This window comes from Pseudomonas sp. GW456-E7 (assembly GCF_059424105.1).
The window spans coordinates 63,774-83,655 of sequence record NZ_JBWKZB010000008.1; the positions used below are offsets into that span (position 1 = coordinate 63,774).

23 protein-coding genes are annotated in these 19,882 nt (G+C 61.6%); 11 read left to right on the plus strand and 12 right to left on the minus strand.

Annotated elements, in window-relative coordinates; genetic code table 11:
- The first annotated feature begins 257 nt into the window (after positions 1-257).
- The 6 genes from AC07YV_RS07805 to cysG all read left to right on the plus strand — a co-directional run bounded on the left by AC07YV_RS07805 (position 258) and on the right by cysG (position 7,961).
- Positions 258-2,669, plus strand: a complete 2,412-nt coding sequence (locus tag AC07YV_RS07805; protein WP_102699193.1) for a DNA translocase FtsK — start codon at positions 258-260, stop codon at positions 2,667-2,669.
- A gap of 65 nt (positions 2,670-2,734) precedes the next feature.
- The gene (gene lolA / locus AC07YV_RS07810; RefSeq protein WP_008049385.1) at positions 2,735-3,358 is read left to right on the plus strand and encodes an outer membrane lipoprotein periplasmic chaperone LolA; all 624 of its coding nucleotides are present in this window, start codon (positions 2,735-2,737) and stop codon (positions 3,356-3,358) included.
- A 214-nt stretch (positions 3,359-3,572) separates the two neighbouring features.
- Complete coding sequence (locus AC07YV_RS07815) at positions 3,573-4,895, plus strand: replication-associated recombination protein A (protein ID WP_015094400.1); 1,323 nt, start codon at positions 3,573-3,575, stop codon at positions 4,893-4,895.
- Entirely contained in the window at positions 4,895-5,269 is a 375-nt protein-coding gene (gene crcB, locus AC07YV_RS07820; protein ID WP_008049383.1) for a fluoride efflux transporter CrcB, read from the plus strand. Before AC07YV_RS07815 ends, crcB begins: the two co-directional genes overlap by 1 nt.
- A 16-nt stretch (positions 5,270-5,285) precedes the next feature.
- On the plus strand, positions 5,286-6,566 hold the full coding sequence (gene serS, locus AC07YV_RS07825) for a serine--tRNA ligase (protein WP_102699192.1): 1,281 nt from the start codon (positions 5,286-5,288) through the stop codon (positions 6,564-6,566).
- Entirely contained in the window at positions 6,567-7,961 is a 1,395-nt protein-coding gene (gene cysG / locus AC07YV_RS07830; RefSeq protein ID WP_015094402.1) for a siroheme synthase CysG, read from the plus strand. It begins immediately after the preceding gene.
- 128 nt (positions 7,962-8,089) lie between these two features.
- Here cysG and AC07YV_RS07835 read toward each other — a convergent pair whose 3' ends face one another.
- The 9 genes from AC07YV_RS07835 to AC07YV_RS07875 all read right to left on the minus strand — a co-directional run bounded on the left by AC07YV_RS07835 (position 8,090) and on the right by AC07YV_RS07875 (position 13,089).
- Complete coding sequence (locus AC07YV_RS07835) at positions 8,090-9,091, minus strand: glutathione S-transferase family protein (protein WP_102699191.1); 1,002 nt, start codon at positions 9,089-9,091, stop codon at positions 8,090-8,092.
- Positions 9,092-9,182: 91 nt separating this feature from the next.
- Positions 9,183-10,184, minus strand: a complete 1,002-nt coding sequence (locus AC07YV_RS07840; protein WP_102699190.1) for a glycosyl transferase family protein — start codon at positions 10,182-10,184, stop codon at positions 9,183-9,185.
- Positions 10,181-10,516, minus strand: coding sequence for a TusE/DsrC/DsvC family sulfur relay protein (locus AC07YV_RS07845; protein ID WP_015094405.1), 336 nt, complete (start codon positions 10,514-10,516; stop codon positions 10,181-10,183). Before AC07YV_RS07845 ends, AC07YV_RS07840 begins: the two co-directional genes overlap by 4 nt.
- Positions 10,513-10,806, minus strand: a complete 294-nt coding sequence (tusB, locus tag AC07YV_RS07850; RefSeq protein ID WP_102699189.1) for a sulfurtransferase complex subunit TusB — start codon at positions 10,804-10,806, stop codon at positions 10,513-10,515. Before tusB ends, AC07YV_RS07845 begins: the two co-directional genes overlap by 4 nt.
- Positions 10,806-11,168 (minus strand): sulfurtransferase complex subunit TusC, encoded by a 363-nt coding sequence (gene tusC / locus AC07YV_RS07855; protein WP_102699188.1) that lies wholly within the window; start codon positions 11,166-11,168, stop codon positions 10,806-10,808. Before tusC ends, tusB begins: the two co-directional genes overlap by 1 nt.
- Position 11,169: 1 nt before the next feature.
- Complete coding sequence (gene tusD, locus AC07YV_RS07860; protein ID WP_095966485.1) at positions 11,170-11,562, minus strand: sulfurtransferase complex subunit TusD; 393 nt, start codon at positions 11,560-11,562, stop codon at positions 11,170-11,172.
- A 199-nt stretch (positions 11,563-11,761) separates the two neighbouring features.
- Positions 11,762-12,466, minus strand: coding sequence for a YoaK family protein (locus AC07YV_RS07865; RefSeq protein ID WP_102699187.1), 705 nt, complete (start codon positions 12,464-12,466; stop codon positions 11,762-11,764).
- 24 nt (positions 12,467-12,490) lie between these two features.
- Positions 12,491-12,820, minus strand: a complete 330-nt coding sequence (locus tag AC07YV_RS07870) for a DUF6388 family protein (RefSeq protein WP_015094410.1) — start codon at positions 12,818-12,820, stop codon at positions 12,491-12,493.
- A 20-nt stretch (positions 12,821-12,840) separates the two neighbouring features.
- Positions 12,841-13,089: a hypothetical protein gene (locus AC07YV_RS07875; protein ID WP_102699186.1), complete on the minus strand. Its 249-nt coding sequence runs from the start codon at positions 13,087-13,089 to the stop codon at positions 12,841-12,843.
- A 148-nt stretch (positions 13,090-13,237) separates the two neighbouring features.
- On the opposite strand from AC07YV_RS07875, the gene AC07YV_RS07880 reads away from it, so the two are divergent.
- Positions 13,238-13,588, plus strand: coding sequence for a hypothetical protein (locus AC07YV_RS07880; protein ID WP_015094411.1), 351 nt, complete (start codon positions 13,238-13,240; stop codon positions 13,586-13,588).
- A gap of 131 nt (positions 13,589-13,719) precedes the next feature.
- On the opposite strand, the gene AC07YV_RS07885 is transcribed toward AC07YV_RS07880, so the two are convergent.
- Positions 13,720-14,145 carry a GNAT family N-acetyltransferase gene (locus AC07YV_RS07885; protein ID WP_102699185.1) on the minus strand — a complete coding sequence of 142 codons (426 nt, stop codon included), beginning with the start codon at positions 14,143-14,145 and terminating at the stop codon, positions 13,720-13,722.
- Positions 14,146-14,290: 145 nt separating this feature from the next.
- Between AC07YV_RS07885 and AC07YV_RS07890 the strand changes: the two genes are divergently transcribed.
- Together AC07YV_RS07890 and AC07YV_RS07895 are read left to right on the plus strand one after the other, a co-directional pair.
- Entirely contained in the window at positions 14,291-14,728 is a 438-nt protein-coding gene (locus AC07YV_RS07890; protein WP_102699184.1) for a hemerythrin domain-containing protein, read from the plus strand.
- Between the two features lie 57 nt (positions 14,729-14,785).
- On the plus strand, positions 14,786-15,379 hold the full coding sequence (locus AC07YV_RS07895; RefSeq protein ID WP_102699183.1) for an NUDIX domain-containing protein: 594 nt from the start codon (positions 14,786-14,788) through the stop codon (positions 15,377-15,379).
- Positions 15,380-15,468: 89 nt separating this feature from the next.
- Here the strand turns inward: AC07YV_RS07895 and AC07YV_RS07900 are convergent, their stop codons facing one another.
- Positions 15,469-15,981 (minus strand): methylated-DNA--[protein]-cysteine S-methyltransferase, encoded by a 513-nt coding sequence (locus tag AC07YV_RS07900; RefSeq protein WP_102699182.1) that lies wholly within the window; start codon positions 15,979-15,981, stop codon positions 15,469-15,471.
- Positions 15,982-16,117: 136 nt separating this feature from the next.
- On the opposite strand from AC07YV_RS07900, the gene ggt reads away from it, so the two are divergent.
- Positions 16,118-17,845 carry a gamma-glutamyltransferase gene (gene ggt / locus AC07YV_RS07905; protein ID WP_102699181.1) on the plus strand — a complete coding sequence of 576 codons (1,728 nt, stop codon included), beginning with the start codon at positions 16,118-16,120 and terminating at the stop codon, positions 17,843-17,845.
- Between the two features lie 69 nt (positions 17,846-17,914).
- Positions 17,915-18,448 carry a cysteine hydrolase family protein gene (locus tag AC07YV_RS07910; protein WP_102699180.1) on the plus strand — a complete coding sequence of 178 codons (534 nt, stop codon included), beginning with the start codon at positions 17,915-17,917 and terminating at the stop codon, positions 18,446-18,448.
- Positions 18,449-18,806: 358 nt separating this feature from the next.
- Here the strand turns inward: AC07YV_RS07910 and AC07YV_RS07915 are convergent, their stop codons facing one another.
- Positions 18,807-19,709, minus strand: a complete 903-nt coding sequence (locus AC07YV_RS07915) for a LysR family transcriptional regulator (protein WP_102699179.1) — start codon at positions 19,707-19,709, stop codon at positions 18,807-18,809.
- Positions 19,710-19,882: the final 173 nt, after the last annotated feature.

Here is a 19,882-nt window from a genome sequence, read left to right on the forward strand (position 1 = left end):
CATGCTCAAATTGAATAGCATGTCATGTGCTGTTGACTATGCTACACCCAAGGGTCTCAAGCATGGCGTCGTGCGTACAAACCCGTACAATGCCCTGCGTGTTACATATATTCAGTGCGCACCGTGTTTATAAAAACCGGGGCGCAGTGTTAAAAGTAGTCCCGGTTACGTGTGTTAACTTTTTTACCTGCCTGGATTGGGCAGTTTTTTAGACTTTCAACAGATGGACGCGCCATTGGCGCAGGAAAAGAAGCGTTTTGAAGAAATCCACCGCAGCACCTAAACCAGCCGTCGTTCCGCTCTGGCGCCAGCACTTGCACTACCGACTCAAGGAAGGTGCGCTGATCGCCATCGGTGCACTGTGCCTGTTCCTGATGATGGCCTTGCTGACCTATGGCAAGGATGATCCGGGCTGGAGCCATAACAGCAAGATCGACGACGTGCAGAATTTCGGCGGGCCCGCGGGCTCCTACAGCGCCGATATCCTGTTCATGGTGCTGGGTTACTTCGCCTACATCTTCCCGTTGTTGCTGGCGGTCAAGGCGTACCAGATCTTCCGCCAGCGTCACGAACCCTGGCAGTGGAGCGGCTGGCTGTTCTCCTGGCGCCTGATCGGCCTGGTGTTCCTGGTGCTGTCGGGGGCCGCGCTGGCCCATATCCATTTCCATGCCGCGACCGGTCTGCCGGCCGGTGCGGGCGGTGCGCTGGGGGAAAGCCTCGGCGAACTGGCGAGGAACGCCCTGAATATCCAGGGCAGTACGCTGCTGTTCATCGCGTTGTTCCTGTTCGGTCTGACGGTGTTTACCGACCTGTCGTGGTTCAAGGTGATGGACATCACCGGCAAGATCACCCTCGACCTGTTCGAACTCTTCCAGGGCGCGGCCAATCGCTGGTGGGCGGCCCGTACCGAACGCAAACAGCTGGTCGCCCAGCTGCGTGAAGTCGATGACCGTATGGATGAAGTGGTTGCGCCGACTGTCACCGACAAGCGCGAGCAGGCCAAGGTCAAGGAGCGGTTGATCGAGCGTGAGCAGGCCCTGAGCAAGCACATGTCCGAGCGTGAGAAGCAGGTGCCGCCGGTGATTGCACCCGCGCCGCCAAAACCGGCCGCGCCGAGCAAACGCGTCGAAAAAGAGAAACAGGCGCCACTGTTCGTCGACAGCGCCGTGGAAGGCACCTTGCCGCCGATCTCGATTCTCGATCCCGCGGAAAAGAAACAGCTCAATTACTCGCCCGAATCCCTGGCAGCGGTCGGCCACCTGCTGGAAATCAAGCTCAAGGAGTTCGGCGTCGAAGTGAACGTGGACTCGATCCACCCGGGCCCGGTGATTACCCGTTACGAAATTCAGCCCGCCGCCGGCGTCAAGGTCAGCCGCATCGCCAACCTGGCCAAGGACCTGGCCCGTTCCCTGGCCGTGACCAGCGTGCGCGTGGTGGAAGTGATTCCGGGCAAGACCACGGTCGGTATCGAGATTCCCAACGAAGACCGGCAGATCGTGCGTTTCTCCGAGGTGTTGTCGACCCCCGAGTACGACAACTTCAAATCCCCGGTCACCCTGGCCCTGGGCCACGACATCGGCGGCAAACCGGTCATCACCGACCTGGCGAAGATGCCGCACCTGCTGGTGGCCGGTACCACCGGTTCCGGTAAGTCGGTGGGCGTGAACGCGATGATCCTGTCGATCCTGTTCAAGTCCGGCCCGGAAGACGCCAAGCTGATCATGATCGACCCGAAAATGCTGGAACTGTCGATCTACGAGGGCATTCCGCACCTGCTGTGCCCGGTGGTCACCGACATGAAGGACGCCGCCAACGCCCTGCGCTGGAGCGTTGCCGAGATGGAACGACGCTACAAGCTGATGGCCAAGATGGGCGTGCGCAACCTGTCGGGCTTCAACGCCAAGGTCAAGGAAGCCCAGGACGCCGGCGAGCCGTTGAGCGATCCGCTGTACAAGCGCGAAAGCATCCACGACGAAGCGCCGCTCCTGCAAAAGCTGCCGACCATCGTGGTGGTGGTCGACGAATTCGCCGACATGATGATGATCGTCGGCAAGAAGGTTGAAGAGCTGATCGCCCGTATCGCCCAGAAGGCGCGTGCGGCCGGTATCCACTTGATCCTTGCGACCCAGCGTCCGTCGGTGGATGTGATCACCGGTCTGATCAAGGCCAACATCCCGACCCGCATGGCGTTCCAGGTATCGAGCAAGATCGACTCGCGGACCATCATCGACCAGGGCGGTGCCGAACAACTGCTGGGCCACGGTGACATGCTGTACATGCCACCGGGCACCAGTCTGCCGATTCGTGTTCACGGTGCCTTCGTGTCCGACGATGAGGTTCACCGCGTGGTGGAGGCCTGGAAGCTGCGGGGCGCGCCGGAATACAACGACGACATCCTCAATGGCGTCGAAGAGGCGGGCAGTGGCTTCGAAGGCAGCAGCGGGGGCGGTGACGGTGACGATCCCGAGGCCGACGCGTTGTACGACGAAGCGGTCCAGTTCGTGCTGGAAAGCCGTCGCGCCTCCATTTCCGCGGTTCAGCGCAAGCTGAAGATCGGCTACAACCGCGCCGCGCGCATGATCGAAGCCATGGAAATGGCCGGGGTCGTGACGTCCATGAACACCAACGGTTCGCGTGAAGTCCTGGCCCCGGGCCCGGTGCGCGACTGACCCGAATAGAAAGGGTGGCGCCCTTTGGCGCCGCTCGCACTCCCACGAATGTTATGAGGACTCCCATGCGTCTGATCCGCATGCTGTTGCTGCCGGTACTGGCTTTGACCACGCTCCAGGCTAACGCCGATGACAAGGACGTGGCACGCCTGACCCAACTGCTGGAAAAATCCCAGACCCTGACGGCGCGTTTCTCGCAACTGACCCTTGATGGCACCGGCACCCAGTTGCAGGAAACCGCCGGCGAGATGTCCCTGCAGCGTCCGGGCCTGTTCTACTGGCATACCGATGCGCCGGCCGAGCAGACCATGATCTCCGATGGCAAGAAAGTCACCCTGTGGGACCCGGACCTGGAACAGGCCACCATCAAGAACCTCGACCAGCGCCTGACCCAGACGCCAGCCTTGCTGCTGTCCGGTGACGTGTCCAAGATCAGCCAGAGCTTCGACATCAGCGCCAAGGAAGCCGGCGGCGTGATTGACTTCACCTTGAAGCCGAAGACCAAGGACACCCTGTTCGACAGCCTGCGCCTGTCGTTCCGCAATGGTCTGGTCAACGACATGCAGCTGATCGACAGTGTCGGCCAGCGCACCAATATCCTGTTCACCGGGGTGAAGGCCAACGAGCCGATCCCGGCGTCCAAGTTCAAGTTCGACATCCCTAAAGGGGCGGACGTGATCCAGGAATAACCACGCAGCCTGTGGGAACGGGCTTGTGTGGCGAGGGGGCTTGCCCCCGTTCGGCTGCGAAGCAGTCGTAAAACCATCACACTCGGTATACCTGATGTACCGCAGTGGCACGTTTTGGGGCCGCTTCGCAGCCCAACGGGGGCAAGCCCCCTCGCCACAGGATTTTTGCCAGGCATGAAAGCTACGTAACAAGACGAGGTTTTAAACGTACGTGATGGACCTGTTTCGCAGCACCCCCATCGCCCAGCCCCTGGCCGCCCGCCTGCGCGCGGCCAATCTGGACGAGTACGTCGGTCAGGAACACGTGCTCGCTCGCGGCAAGCCCTTGCGCGAAGCGCTGGAGCAGGGTGCCCTGCATTCGATGATTTTCTGGGGGCCGCCGGGCGTGGGCAAAACCACCCTGGCGCGATTGCTCGCGGAAGTCTCGGATGCACACTTCGAAACGGTCTCGGCGGTGCTGGCCGGGGTCAAGGAGATCCGTCAGGCGGTGGAAATCGCCAAGCAGCAGGCCGCGCAGTATGGCCGCCGCACCATTCTGTTCGTCGACGAAGTGCATCGTTTCAACAAGTCCCAGCAGGACGCGTTCCTGCCTTATGTCGAAGACGGCACGCTGATTTTCATCGGCGCGACCACGGAAAACCCTTCGTTCGAACTCAACAACGCCTTGCTCTCCCGCGCCCGCGTCTACGTGCTGAAAAGCCTCGACGAAGCGGCCCTGCGCAAACTGGTGCAGCGCGCGCTGACCGAAGAGCGGGGCCTGGGCAAGCGCAACCTGACCCTCAGCGATGAAGGCTTCCAGATGCTGCTGTCGGCCGCGGACGGCGATGGTCGACGCCTGCTCAACCTGCTGGAGAACGCCTCTGACCTGGCCGAAGACAACAGCGAGATCGGTACCGAGCTCCTGCAAAGCCTGCTCGGCGACACCCGTCGACGCTTCGACAAGGGTGGCGAAGCGTTCTACGACCAGATATCCGCGCTGCACAAATCGGTGCGCGGCTCCAACCCCGACGGCGCGCTGTACTGGTTCGCGCGCATGATCGACGGCGGTTGCGACCCGCTGTACCTGGCCCGGCGTGTGGTGCGCATGGCCAGCGAAGACATCGGCAACGCCGACCCGCGCGCCCTGAGCCTGTGCCTGGCGGCGTGGGAAGTGCAGGAGCGTCTCGGCAGCCCGGAAGGCGAGCTGGCGGTGGCCCAGGCCATCACCTATCTGGCCTGCGCGCCGAAAAGCAACGCGGTGTACATGGGCTTCAAGACTGCATTGCGCGCGGCCGCCGAACACGGCTCGCTGGAAGTGCCGCTGCACCTGCGCAATGCGCCGACCAAGCTGATGAAGCAGTTGGGCTATGGCGACGAATATCGCTATGCCCACGACGAACCGGATGCTTACGCCGCCGGGGAAGACTATTTCCCGGAAGAGCTCGACCCGATTCCGTTCTATCAGCCCGTGCCCCGTGGCCTGGAGTTGAAGATCGGCGAAAAACTCAACCACCTGGCAAAACTCGACCGTTTAAGCCCCCGGCAGCGGAGAAAATAGTGCTTCCCTTGATCGTTGCGGTTTCCGTCGGCGGGATGGCCGGCACGCTGTTGCGCTTTGCCACGGGTAACTGGATCAACGCGAATTGGCCGCGGCACTTCTATACCGCGACGCTGGCCGTTAATATCGTGGGCTGTTTGCTGATCGGCGTTCTATACGGTCTGTTTTTGATACGCCCGGAGGTGCCCATCGAGGTGCGCGCCGGGTTGATGGTCGGCTTCCTCGGGGGGCTGACGACTTTTTCATCCTTTTCACTGGATACGGTGCGCCTGCTTGAAAGCGGGCAAGTGCCGCTGGCCCTGGGCTATGCGGCGCTCAGCGTATTCGGCGGGCTGCTTGCCACCTGGGCCGGCCTGTCCTTGACCAAACTTTGATAAACGAGAAACCGACATGCTCGATTCCAAACTGTTACGTAGCAACCTTCAGGACGTAGCGGACCGCCTGGCATCCCGTGGCTTTGTACTGGATGTTGCGCGCATCGAAGCGCTGGAAGAACAGCGCAAGACCGTCCAGACCCGCACCGAAGCACTGCAGGCTGAACGTAACGCGCGCTCCAAATCCATCGGTCAGGCCAAGCAGCGCGGCGAAGACATCGCGCCGCTGATGGCGGACGTCGATCGTATGGCGCTGGATCTGGTTGCCGATAAACAAGAGTTGGATGCGATTCAGAGCGCCCTGAACTCGATTCTGCTGGGCCTGCCGAACCTGCCTCATGAGTCGGTGCCAGTGGGCGAAGACGAAGACGGCAACGTCGAAGTGCGCCGTTGGGGGACCCCGACTGCCTTCGATTTCCCGGTTCAGGACCACGTGGCCCTGGGCGAGAAGTTCGGCTGGCTGGACTTCGAAACCGCCGCCAAGCTGTCCGGCGCCCGTTTCGCCCTGCTGCGTGGCCCGATCGCCCGTCTGCACCGCGCCCTGGCGCAGTTCATGATCAACCTGCACGTCACCGAGCACGGCTACGAAGAGGCCTACACGCCTTACCTGGTCCAGGCCCCGGCGCTGCAAGGCACCGGTCAACTGCCGAAGTTCGAAGAAGACCTGTTCAAGATCGCCCGCGAAGGCGAGGCCGACCTGTACCTGATCCCGACCGCCGAAGTGTCGCTGACCAACATCGTCGCCGGCGAAATCGTCGATTCGAAACTGCTGCCGATCAAGTTCGTCGCCCACACGCCGTGCTTCCGCAGTGAGGCCGGCGCTTCGGGTCGTGACACCCGCGGCATGATCCGTCAGCACCAGTTCGACAAGGTTGAAATGGTGCAGATCGTCGAGCCGTCGAAATCGATGGAAGCGTTGGAAGGCCTGACCGCCAACGCCGAGAAAGTCCTGCAACTGCTGGAACTGCCTTACCGCACCCTGGCGCTGTGCACCGGCGACATGGGCTTCAGCGCGGTCAAGACCTACGACCTGGAAGTGTGGATCCCGAGCCAGGACAAGTACCGCGAAATTTCGTCGTGCTCCAACTGTGGCGACTTCCAGGCCCGCCGCATGCAGGCGCGCTTCCGCAACCCGGAAACCGGCAAGCCGGAACTGGTACACACCCTGAACGGCTCCGGCCTGGCAGTGGGTCGCACCCTGGTGGCGGTGCTGGAGAACTATCAGCAGGCCGACGGTTCGATCCGTGTGCCCGAGGTTCTCAAGCCGTACATGGGTGGCCTTGAGGTCATCGGTTAAATGAAATATCTGCCGCTGTTTCACAACCTTCGCGGCAGTCGTGTGTTGGTCGTCGGTGGGGGGGAAATTGCCTTGCGCAAATCCCGCCTGCTGGCCGATGCCGGTGCGCAGCTGCGGGTGGTTGCACCTGAAATCGAAGCACAACTGCGCGAACTGGTTGCCGGCAGCGGTGGCGAGTGCCTGTTGCGTGGCTACGCCGAAGCGGATCTGGACGGTTGCGGGCTGATCATTGCCGCCACCGACGACGAAGCGCTGAATGCACAAGTCTCCGCCGATGCCCATCGGCGTTGCGTGCCGGTCAACGTGGTGGACGCGCCGGCCCTGTGCAGCGTGATCTTCCCGGCCATCGTCGACCGCTCCCCATTGATCATTGCCGTGTCCAGCGGTGGTGACGCGCCGGTGCTGGCACGCTTGATCCGCGCCAAGATCGAAACCTGGATTCCTTCCACCTACGGTCAACTGGCCGGTCTGGCGGCGCGTTTTCGTCATCAGGTCAAAGGCCTGTTTCCGGATGTGCAGCAGCGTCGGGCGTTCTGGGAGGATGTTTTCCAGGGTCCGGTTGCCGATCGGCAACTGGCCGGGCAGGGCGCTGAAGCCGAGCGTTTGCTGCAGGCGAAAATCGATGGTGAAGCTCCAGTGGCGACCGGTGAGGTCTATCTGGTGGGGGCGGGGCCAGGTGATCCCGATCTACTGACGTTCAAGGCACTGCGCCTGATGCAGCAAGCCGACGTGGTGCTGTACGACCGTCTGGTGGCGCCGGCGATTCTCGAACTGTGCCGCCGCGACGCCGAGCGGGTTTACGTCGGCAAGCGCCGTTCCGATCACGCGGTGCCGCAGGATCAGATCAACCAGCAATTGGTGGACCTGGCCAAGCAAGGCAAGCGTGTGGTGCGACTGAAGGGTGGCGATCCGTTCATCTTCGGTCGTGGCGGTGAAGAGATCGAAGAACTGGCAGCCCATGGCATCCCGTTCCAGGTCGTGCCGGGAATCACGGCGGCCAGTGGTTGCGCGGCCTATGCCGGGATTCCGCTGACCCACCGCGATTACGCGCAGTCGGTACGCTTTGTCACCGGGCACCTGAAGGACGGCTCAACCGATTTGCCCTGGGCCGATCTGGTCGCGCCGGCGCAGACGCTGGTGTTCTACATGGGCCTGGTGGGCTTGCCGATCATCTGCGAGCAACTGATCAAGCACGGTCGCGGCGCTGATACCCCGGCGGCGTTGATCCAGCAGGGTACAACGGTCAATCAGCGGGTGTTTACCGGAACCCTGGCCGATTTGCCACGATTGGTGGCGGAGCATGAAGTGCATGCGCCGACGCTGGTGATCGTCGGTGAGGTGGTGCAACTGCGCGAGAAACTGGCGTGGTTCGAGGGGGCTCAGGGGCAGGTCTGAAGACCGAGTTGTTCCCATTCGCGAGCAAGCCCGCTCCCACATTGGATTCGTGAACGACACAAATCCCCTGTGGGAGCGGGCTTGCTCGCGAAGAGGCCCTCACATCCACCGCAAAACTCAGCTCAGACTCAGGCCTTTCGCCAAACCCCTTTCCCACTCAACCGCTCCCGGTCATGAGCCAGGGTAAAGTCCTGCGCCGGCCCCTTGGGCACCACACCCGTCGGGTTGATGGTGCGATGGCTGGCATAGTAGTGATTCTTGATGTGTTCAAAATCCACCGTCTCGGCAATCCCCGGCCACTGATAAATCTCCCGCAGCCAGTTCGACAGGTTCGGATAATCCGCAATCCGCCGCAGGTTGCACTTGAAGTGCCCGTAGTACACCGCATCGAAGCGAATCAGCGTGGTGAACAGGCGAATGTCCGCTTCGGTCAGGTATTCGCCAGCCAGATAGCGGTTGGCGTCCAGCAGCAGCTCCAGTCGGTCCAGTTCGGCAAACACCTCGTCGAAGGCTTGTTCATAAGCCTGTTGCGAGGTGGCAAACCCGGCGCGGTACACGCCATTGTTCACCGCCGGATAAATCCGCTCGTTCAACGCATCGATCTCACCGCGCAGCGGCGCCGGGTAGAAGTCCAGGTCGTTACCGGTCAGATCATTGAAGGCACCATTGAACATGCGGATGATTTCCGATGATTCATTGTTGACGATGCGTTTGTGCTGTTTGTCCCACAGTACCGGCACGGTGACGCGGCCGGTGTAGTCAGCGGTATCGGCGGTGTAGCGCTGGTGCATGAAGTCGAAGTGATCGAGCTTGTCGCCAGTGGAGCCGAGGGTTTTGTCGAAGGTCCAGCCGTTTTCCAGCATCAGCCAACTGACCACCGAAACGTCGATCAGGCTTTCGAGGCCTTTGAGTTTGCGCAGGATCAGGGTGCGATGGGCCCACGGACAGGCCAGGGACACGTACAGGTGATAGCGACCGGGTTCGGCCGCAAAACCGCCGACGCCCGTCGGTCCCGGCTTGCCATCTGCGGTCAGCCAGTGCCGACGTTGCGCCTGTTCACGCTGGAACGCGCCGTCCTTGCTGCTTTCGTACCACTTGTCCTGCCAGCGGCCATCGACTAACAAACCCATGTTCAAGACTCCAGAAGCCAATATTCGTTGGAGTCGAGTCTATTCCCATGGGTTCGAACAAAAAGCGCAAAGATCGGGCGCGAATGATCGGTTAAATCGATTTGTTGCGCGCGGCCCAGTATTGTTCGGCGGTTTCAAAGGCCTGTTCGCGGCTCTGGCCGAGTCCACGCAGGGCCAGGGCCATGGTCGAGATCAGCGCCATTTGCGGATAGCTGTCGACCACGTCGCCACGCCACACCGCTTTCAGGTGTTCGGGATCGAGCGAGGCGGGTTTGACGTGACGCTGCGCCGACAACTGCGGCCATTCCTCGTCCCAACTCTCGCCGCCAGTGGTGCCATACAGGTGGCTGTCGGCGTCCGGGTTGATCTCGATCTCGCCGCCATCGCCCTTGATCACGATCGCGGTATCGCCGAGCAAGCCGCTGGCATCGCGATGCACGGCCTGATAGCCGGGGTGGAAAATGCTCTGCAGGCCGCAACGCGCGCCCAGCGGATTGAGAATCCGCGCCAGCGAGTGGATCGGCGAGCGCAGACCGAGGGTGTTGCGCAGGTCGATCATCCGTTGCAGCTGCGGTGCCCAGTCCACCAGGGGCATGAAGGCCAGACCGCCGTTATCCAGCGCCGAGCCGACCTGTTGCCAGTTGCGGCACAGCGGGATGTTCAATTCACCCAGCAGTTGCTCGCTGTACAGGCGACCGGCCGTGTGGGCGCCGCCGCCGTGCATGAAAATCCGCACGCCGTTTTGCGCCAGGCACTTGGCTGCCAACAGGTACCACGGCAAGTGCCGCTTCTTGCCGGCGTAAGTCGGCCAGTCCAGGTCCACCGCCAGCGCCGGAGGGTTCAGGCGTTCGCGCAAGGCTTCGGTGAACCCGGCCATTTCCTCGGCGCTTTCTTCCTTGTGCCGCAGCAGCATCAGGAATGCGCCGAGCTGGGTTTCCTCGATCTTTTCATCGAGTACCATGCCCATGGCCTCGCGGGCCTCGACCCGGGTCAGGTCACGGGCGCCGCGCTTGCCTTTGCCGAGGATCCGCACAAACTGGGCGAACGGGTGCTCGGCGGGCGTTTCGAGGGTCAGTGCTGGGTAATCGGTCATAAGCAATTCGTCGGTTTGGGCAGGCCCGCCAGCTTCGCGGCGAGTTTGGCGGGGGTGCCTTTGAACAGTCGGTTCAGGTGCAGGCTGTTGCCTTTTTCCGGGCCGAGTTTCAATGCGGTGTACTTGATCAACGGGCGGGTGGCCGGTGACAGCTGGAACTCGGCGTAGAAACTGCGCAGCAGTTCGAGGACTTCCCAGTGTTCGGGCGTCAACTCGATGTCTTCGGCCGCCGCCAGGGCACTGGCCACATCGGCAGACCAGTCATTCAGTTCGACCAGGAAACCGTCCTTGTCCAGCTCGATGGCGCGAGCGCCGACCGTCAATGCATTCATAGCCAACTGTTGACCTTGTCATAGTGAATCGACAGTTCGACGAAGGCCGGGTAATCGATCGCCTGGGCCCAGTCCGGAACTACCAGCGCACGGGCCTGGGCATCTTCGGCCAGGACGAACAGCTTCAGACCACGGGTGCTGAGCGCCGTGAACGGCACGGTGCCTGGCTGCAATGCATAGGCGGCATCGCCGGACAGCAGCAATCCGTCGTTGGCACCGATCACGCGCAGGCAACTGGTCAGGCGTTCGTCACCGAACGGGGAGTGAGACAACACATGCAAAGTCGACATCAGAGGGTAATCACCTGGTCGTAACGGTCAATGAGGGCGGTGATTTCGTGGGCGGCCAACACCCGGGCTTCTTCCAGCACCAGGCCGCTCGGGTCGAGGCCGCGCCGGCTGATGCTGTCGCCACAGGCAAACAGTTCCTCGACACCGAACAGCGGCAGGGCTTGCAGGTTGGCGCTCAGGTCTTTCTGTTGCAAGGTCCTGGCGTTCTGGCTGGCGGCCAGCTGGAACACGCCGTCATCGAGAAACAACAGGCCAATCGGCAGATCGAAGGCCCCGCCGGCCAGCACGATATCCAGCGCTTCCCGCGCGCCCGGGCCGGACCATGGCGACTGGCGGCTGATGATCAATATGGATTTGGCCACGTTATGCGCCTCCGAAACAGATCAGGCGGTCGGCATCCTGCGCCGCGTCATGCAATTGGCCGAGGCCGGACAATTCCCACGGCGCACCGACGGCAACGGCCTCGCGCTGATAGCGCCGGGCCTCTTCTTCATTCAAGACACCACGACGCAGGGCGGCGGCGATGCACACCACGCCATCGAGTTGATGGTCGCTGACAAAGGTGCGCCATTGCTTGGGCAAGTCCGCTTCATCCTGGGGCGTGACCACGCTGGCGGACGCGTTGTAGACGCCGTCCTGATAGAAAAACAGCCGGACAATCTCATGCCCGCCGGCCAGCGCCGCTTGGGCGAACAGCAGGGCGCGGCGCGAGGAGGGCGCGTGGGCGGCGGAAAACACGGCGATGGCGAACTTCATGACAGACTCGATCAGCGAAACTGCGGCCATGATAATGCTTTATCGGCGGGGCGGCTAAATGGATGTTGTCCGGGCGGGCCTCTTCGCGAGCAGGCTCGCTCCCACAAGGGATTTGTGTCGGATACAAATCAGCAATCACCACAGGTCCAGTGTGGGAGCGAGCCTGCTCGCGAAGGCGGCACCACAGTCAACACCAGTCTCAGCGCGGCATGTACCCCAACTGCCAGCGCCGCGGGATCTTCAACGACAATACCCCGAGCGCGGCAGCCAGCAGGCCACTGGCAAACAACGCCTTGAGCCCCAGGTGATGTTCCAGCACGGCACCGAGTACCGCGCCGGCGAACATGCCGGTCCAGGGGATCAGTTGCACGCGCCAGCCGTTGCGGCGTTCGCCGAGCATATAGCGGCCCAGTCCGCGGCCGAAACGCGACAGGGCGCCGGTGACGTAGGTCAGGCCCACCGGCAGGCCGTTCACTTCTTCCACCGCGGCGTTGAGCATGCCCATTGCGATGATCGCCGCCAGCAGGGCCGGCAATTGCCCGTCATAAGGCCAGGCTGCGGCGGCGCACAGCAGGGTGGCGATGCACAACAGCAGCGGCAGGGCCCGCCGGCCACCCAGGCGGCTGACGATAATGCCCAGGGCGTTGCCGACGATGAAGGTGGCGACGAGGATCACCAGGCGCAGGGTCAAGCCAAGGTCGCCCGTGCTGATGGCGACCGCCATCCGGGTGGTGTTGCCGCTCATGAACGAGACGAAGTCGCCGCTGGCCATGAAGCCGATGGCGTCGGTCATGCCGGCGAGTACCGAGAGCATGGCCACCAGGCTCAGGCCTATGCGTCCGCGCCATTTCTGCGTGTGCAAGTGACCGGGGCTGGCGTGGGTCCTGGCGGTGTTGGGCAGCATTGGCGACGGCATCCTTGAACAGGCTTAGGGTTTTATCCCATTCAACTCGCAATACTCCAGCCAGTCCATACCGGCCATTTCCGCCACTTCCCGGTGCACTTCCAGGCGCTGCGCTTCGTAGTCTTCGGCCGTAGCAGCCGTCAGTTGCAGCGTCAGCTCCCAGGCGAACAATCCTTGGCGTTCCGCCTCGGCCTCGAAGGCTTCGTGCAAGCGTTCGTCGCGGTACTGCGCCGGGGTTTCACCCTTGGCCTGGGCCTGCAACGGGTTGAGGTTGTCGAGGTCGTGGCGCAACTCGGGACGTTCGTCGAGAAACCGCTTCAGTGCCTGTTCATGTTGCTGCTCGGTTGCCGCCATGGTCGCTCCTTGAAAACGGATTACGAGGATTGCTGCTTGCTGGCCTTGGCCGCTGCCGCCAGGCATTCGAGGGCAAATTGCTCGGTGTAGGTCATCTGGATCGGCGTGGTTTCGCCTTTGACGGTTCTTTCGCCGTCGAGGATGTAGCGAATCCGCTTGTCGGTGACGCCGATTCGCTTGGCGATCCAGGACGGCGTCTGCCCGATCTGGCTGATCAGCTTGTCGGCATAATCAGTGCTCGGTTTGTAGAACTCGGCATTAGGTGTCATCAGATTTCCAGTCAGGGGTGCGATGGGGCGTTATTGGCGCGACAGGGTGCGCGAATCGTTGTGCGCTGTCGCGGTATAAATGCAGTAAAGCAGAACGATACGGGCTGCCGGGGTGATAAAGTCCGCTTTTTCCCGATGAGTGAATGCAATGCGAATTCTGATGGTGGCGCTGGCCGTGACGTTGCTGGCCGGATGCGCCAGCTCGGCGATGAACGACGCCCGCACCAAGGCCCCGTACAAGACCCTGAACTCGGAAAAACCGGGGAAGGACGTCGCCCAGTGCGTGCAGTTCTCCTGGCAGGACGAGGCCGTGTTCGGCGTGGATGCCGCCGCCTATCTGGAGCCTGGCGAGAAGGGCGGCACGACCGTTTATACCCGTTCGGCGGAGTCCTTCGTCGACGTGACCACCGATGCCTCGGGCACGGTGTTGAGCTACTACGCGCAGAAGGATGATTTCGTGGCCAAGCGCCGCTTGGCGGCGTTGGCGACTTGCCTCTGATCTGAAGGCTTGTTGCATTACCCCTGTGGGAGCGAGCCTGCTCGCGAAGACGTAGTGTCAGTCGCTATCAATGTTGGCTGATATACCGCTTTCGCGAGCAGGCTCGCTCCCACATTGGTTTTGTGTATTGATCAGTAATTCAGGCGCTTCTGGAAGAAGAAGTGCTTGTGCCCCGGCGGGTAATCGGCAATGTGCCCGATCTCGCTGTAGCCGCATTTCTTGTAGAACTCCGGCGCCTGGAATTCGAAGGTTTCCAGCCACAGACCGACGCATTCCTTTTCGCGCGCAAGGTCTTCGGCCATCTGCATCAACCTGGTGCCCATGCCTTGTCCCCGGGCCTGTTCCGGCACCGCCAGCAAGTCTATGAACAACCACTGATAAAACAACCGGGCGTAAACGCCGCCGACGATTTCGTCGTTGTCGTCGCGTATCAGCAATGCGATATGTTCCGGTGGCGGGCTTGCAGACTTCGAGGCGTTATAGGCGCGCAACGGCACGAGGATCGCCTCGCGCTCTTCGGTGCTGGGGTTGTGCTTGCGTTCGATACGCAGGTTCATGGCTATATCCTTATGGCAGTGAAGCCGCAGCCTATCCCGGTTGCTGTGATTGTTCCATCCCCGGGAAAGTTGAACCGTCGCCAACGCACAGCTGTCATTCCTTAAGACGCGTCACTCCAGACGCCGCTGATGAGGACAACGCCCCGTGAACATTTTTGAAGCCTTGCGCGAAAGCCACGAACGCCAACGGACCTATGCCAAGGCGCTGATCCGTACCAGCGGCGATACGCCTGAGCGGGTCGAGGCGTACAAGCAACTCAAGTCAGAATTGCAGGCTCACGCCACGGCCGAAGAGCGGCATTTCTACATCCCGTTGATGAAGTTCGACAACGGCGTCGACCTCAGCCGTCATGGCATCGCCGAACATCACGAAATGGACGAAATGATGGAGGCGCTGGATGACACCGAAATGTCCAGCCCGGCCTGGTTGGTGGCCGCGAAGAAGCTTTCGGAGAAGGTGCATCACCACCTCGAGGAAGAAGAGCAGAAGTTCTTCCAGATGGCCGGCAAACTGCTCGACGACAAACAGAAAGAGTCGTTGGCCGGGCAATACGAGAAGGAGTACAAGGCGCAGCTTGCTTGAAGAGGCGGGTTTTCACCTAACATGTGCACTCTCTGACAAATAACAGGACGCGTTGTCATGTCGAACACAGCCGAGCGGGTCAACATCCTTGAGTCCCAGGTGTTGTCCCACGACTGGTACCTGCTGAAGAAAATCACCTTCGATTACCAACGCAACAACGGCGAGTGGCAACGCCAGGTGCGAGAGGTCTACGACCGTGGCAACGGCGCGGCGATTCTCCTGTACAACCGCGAAAAGAAAACCGTGGTACTGACCCGACAGTTTCGCCTGCCGGTGTTCGTCAACGGTCACGACGGGCTGTTGATCGAAGTGGCGGCGGGGCTGCTGGAAGGCGCGGCGCCTGAAGACCGCATCCGCGATGAAGCGGAGGAGGAGACGGGTTACCGCGTGCACCATGTGCAGAAGGTGTTCGAGGCGTACATGAGCCCCGGTTCGGTGACGGAAAAACTGCACTTCTTCATTGCCGAGTACGACGCCAGGTCGAAAGTCAGCGACGGTGGCGGGCTGGAGGCGGAAACCGAAGAGCTGGAAGTGCTGGAGTGGGCGTTCGACGACGCGCTCGAAGCGTTCTACCGTGGCGAGATCTGCGACGCCAAGACCATCATGCTGTTGCAGTATGCGGCGATGAAAAACCTATTCAATCAATCCTGATCTCCCCGTAGGAGCTGCCGCAGGCTGCGATCTTTTGATCTTGCATTGAAAAGATCAAAAGATCGCAGCCTGCGGCAGCTCCTACAAGGTCAAAAGCCGGGCAGGCGCGCGGTGCCGGGCGTTTGCCCGCCTTCAAGGGTGAGCAACAACGCCTTGGCCTCCAGCCCACCGGCAAACCCGGTGAGCTTGCCCGACGCACCAATCACCCGGTGACACGGCGCCACGATCGAAATCGGGTTCTTGCCATTCGCCGCACCCACCGCCCTGACCGCCGCCGGGTTGCCGATCTGTTCGGCGATCTGGCTGTAGCTGCGGGTCTCGCCGAACGGGATGGTCAGCAGCGCCGCCCAGACCTTTTTCTGAAATTCCGTGCCGGCAAAGTCCAGCTCCAGCTCGAAGCGATCGCGGGTGCCGGAAAAATATTCGCGCAGCTGCGCGGCGGTGCGCACCAGGATCGGGTTGTCCGGCGCCTCGCTCATCGGGCCGAGGCGCACCCGCCCGGGTTTGTCGTTTTCCCAGAGGATGGCTGCCAGTCGCGAACCGTTCGCCACCAGCTTCAACTGGCCGACCGGGGAATCCACGGTGATGCAGGTATAGGTCATGCCACGGCTCACGGGAAATTGCTGAACAGGCGTTAAGGATACTGTGTCGACGAGGAGGCGCAATACGTAATCCCGACCATACTTGCTCACTGCTTTTGAAGCGTTCCCCAGGTTAATAACAAGAAGAGACCGACTCATGAAGTACGAACCTTTTGCCAAATCGCTGATTGCGACCTCATTGGCTCTCAGCTGCCTGACTGCTCACGCTGCCTCCGTGGCCCCGGCGACGGGGGAAAACGGCATGGTGGTCACCGCCCAGCACCTGGCCAGCCATGTGGGCGTGGATGTGCTCAAGAACGGCGGCAACGCCGTCGACGCAGCGGTCGCGGTCGGCTATGCGCTGGCGGTGGTGTACCCCGCGGCAGGCAACCTCGGTGGCGGCGGTTTCATGACCATCCAGTTGGCGGACGGGCGCAAGACCTTCCTCGACTTCCGTGAAAAAGCGCCGCTGGCCGCCACCGCCAACATGTACCTGGACAAGGACGGCAACGTCGTTCCCGATCTGAGTACCCGTGGCCACCTGGCCGTGGGTGTGCCGGGCACCGTTTCGGGCATGGAGCTGGCGCTGTCCAAGTACGGCACCAAGCCGCGCAAGGAAATCATCGCTCCGGCCATCAAGCTGGCCGAAGACGGTTTCGTGCTGGAGCAGGGCGACGTCGATCTGCTGGACTACGCCACCGACATGTTCAAGAAGGACATCAAGGATTCCGGCTCGATCTTCCTCAGCAACGGCGAGCCGATGCAGGTCGGCCAGAAGCTGGTGCAAAAGGACCTGAGCAAAACCCTGCGGGAAATCTCCGAGAAAGGCGCCGACGGGTTCTATAAGGGCTGGGTGGCCGACGCCATCGTCACTTCCAGCCAGGCCAACAAGGGCATCATCACCCAGGCCGACCTCGACAAGTACAAGACCCGCGAACTGGCGCCCATCGAGTGCGACTATCGTGGCTACCACGTGGTCTCGGCACCGCCACCGAGCTCCGGCGGCGTGGTGATCTGCGAGATCATGAACATCCTCGAAGGCTATCCGATGAAGGATCTGGGCTATCACTCGGCCCAGGGCATGCACTATCAGATCGAAGCGATGCGCCACGCCTATGTGGACCGCAACAGCTACCTGGGCGACCCGGATTTCGTGAAGAACCCGATTGCCCACCTGCTGGATAAAAACTACGCGACCAAGCTGCGCGAAGCGATCAAACCACAAAAAGCCGCGGTATCGAGTGAACTCAAGCCCGGCGTAGCGCCCCATGAAGGCAACAACACCACGCATTACTCCATCGTCGACAAGTGGGGCAACGCGGTGTCGGTGACCTACACCCTCAACGACTGGTTCGGCGCGGGCGTGATGGCGAGCAAGACCGGGGTCATCCTCAACGATGAAATGGACGATTTCACCTCGAAAATCGGCGTGCCGAACATGTACGGCCTGGTGCAGGGCGAGGCCAACGCCATCGCACCCGGCAAGGCGCCGCTGTCGTCCATGAGCCCGACCATCGTCACCAAGGACGGCAAGGTGGTGATGGTGGTCGGCACTCCGGGTGGCAGCCGCATCATCACCGCGACCTTGCTGACCATGCTCAACGTGATCGACTACGGCATGAACATCCAGGAAGCGGTGGATGCACCGCGTTTCCACCAGCAGTGGCTGCCGGAGGAAACCAACCTGGAAGCCTTCACCACCAGCCCGGACACAGTGAAGATCCTCGAAAGCTGGGGGCACAAGTTTGCCGGTCCACAGGACGCCAACCACCTGGCGGCGATCCTGGTCGGTGCACCGTCCCTGGGTGGCAAGCCGGTGGGCAAGAACCGTTTCTACGGGGCGAACGACCCACGGCGTAACACCGGGTTGTCGCTGGGTTACTGAGGGTTGTGTCCGGAGGGGGACGGGCTTATGTTCGTCCCCTGAACCATCGACCGTTCAAGGAAGGAAATCATGACCACTGCGTTGTTAATCATCGACGTCCAGCAGGCTTTGTGTTCCGGTGAGTACGAGTGCTTCGAGATCGGACGAGTCATCGACACCATCAATGACCTGTCTGCCCGGGCGCGCAAGGCCGGCGTGACCGTGGTGCTGATCCAGCACGAAGAAGCGGGCAGCCCGCTGGCGCATGAGACTGCCGGCTGGCAACTGGCCGCAGGGCTGCAAACCTCGCCCGCGGATCATCGCGTGCGCAAGACCACCCCGGATTCGTTCTACAAGACCCACCTGCAAAAACTGTTGCCGGTGCAAGACTTCGAGCGCCTGGTCATCTGCGGCCTGCAAACCGATTACTGCATCAACTCCACCGTGCGCCAGGCCCTGACACTGGGCTATGACGTGGTGCTGGCGAGCGACGCACACTCCACCGTCGACAACGGCAACCAGACCGCCGAAGACATCATCGCCGAACACAACAAGGACCTGAAACGCCTGACCGGTTCCGTGGCGCGGATCGATGTGATCCCGGCGAAAGAAATCCGCTTCTGAACCCACCCCATCCCCCTGTGGGAGCGAGCCTGCTCGCGATGGCGTCATGACAGCCAATATTGATGTTGACTGACCCACCGCTTTCGCGAGCAAGCCCGCTCCCACACTGACTTGGTCGCTCGCAGATGATGGGTACACCCGCTAACCCTGTGGGAGCGGGCTTGCCCGCGATGAGGCCAGCACATTCAACATTGATGCTGGCTGACCCACCGCCTTCGCGAGCAGGCTCGCTCCCACAGTAATCCCGGTTGCTCGCGGATGATGCGTCCCCCCACTAACCCTGTGGGAGCGAGCCTGCTCGCGATGGCGTCATTACAGCCAGCATTGATGTCAGCTGACCCACAGCTCCCACAGGGCCCTACACCGCTCCGAAAATCTCGATCAGCTCGTTGAGGAACGCACTCACCAGGTCCTTCTGACGAGACGAATGCCGCACCGCCGCATGAAAGCTCACCTCATAGCGCAGCAGATCCGGGTTCAGCGGGTGCAGTTGCCCCAGCTGTTCGTGCCGGGTCGCGTAGTGCTGCGGCAGAAACCCCAGGTGCTGGCCGGACAGGATCAGCAGGGCCGCGCCGTCCATGCTGTCGGTGAGCACGGTCAGGCGTTCGATGGAGGTGGGGGCCGGCATCTCCGGCAGTGGATGGCTCGGCCAGACCCAGTCAAAGCCGCTGACATCTTCGCGGGTCAGTGCGCCGACCTGGTCGAACAGCGGATGCGAGGGCGCGCAGTAGGCAATCTGGGTTTCCGGGAACAGCGGAAAATAATCGATGCTGGGCAAGCGGTGCCAGAAGTAACCAATGGCCAGGTCGATATGGCCGTTGATGATTTTCTCTTCCAGCAGGGACGACGACAGCTCGGTGAAATGGAAGTACAGCCCCTCGTGCCGAGCCCGCAAACGGGCGATGGCCAGGCCGATTTTCTTGTTCGCCACCGGATCGATCTGCCCCAGCAGGCCAATGTTGATGCTGCCCGAGACTTTGCGGTTGATGTGCTGCACCTCGACCCGGAATCCTTCGGCCGCCGCCAGCAAGCGTCGGGCCGCCTCGATGAACTGTGTGCCTTTGGGCGTGACGGAAAACCCGCCACGCCCGCGTTCGCACAGACGGAAACCGACCCGCGCTTCCAGCGTCGCCAATTGCGCGCTGATCGTCGGTTGCGTGGTGTTGAGGGCGGTTTGCGCCGCCGAGATGCCGCCGGCCTCGACGACGGTCAAAAATACCCGGATCAGACGCAGATCCAGCTCCGTAACAGTTCCCAGCATGGGGGCTCCTGGTTCTCGATTACATAGGCGCTGATCTATGTGAACAGTGTGCCTGCGATATTTTATTGCCCGGATTCACACCCTACATTGCCGTGAAACCAGCGTCATCGTCAGCTTTTTCTGGAGTTTCACCCGATCTGGACGTCGTAGCGAGCGCTGTAACCACAAAAACA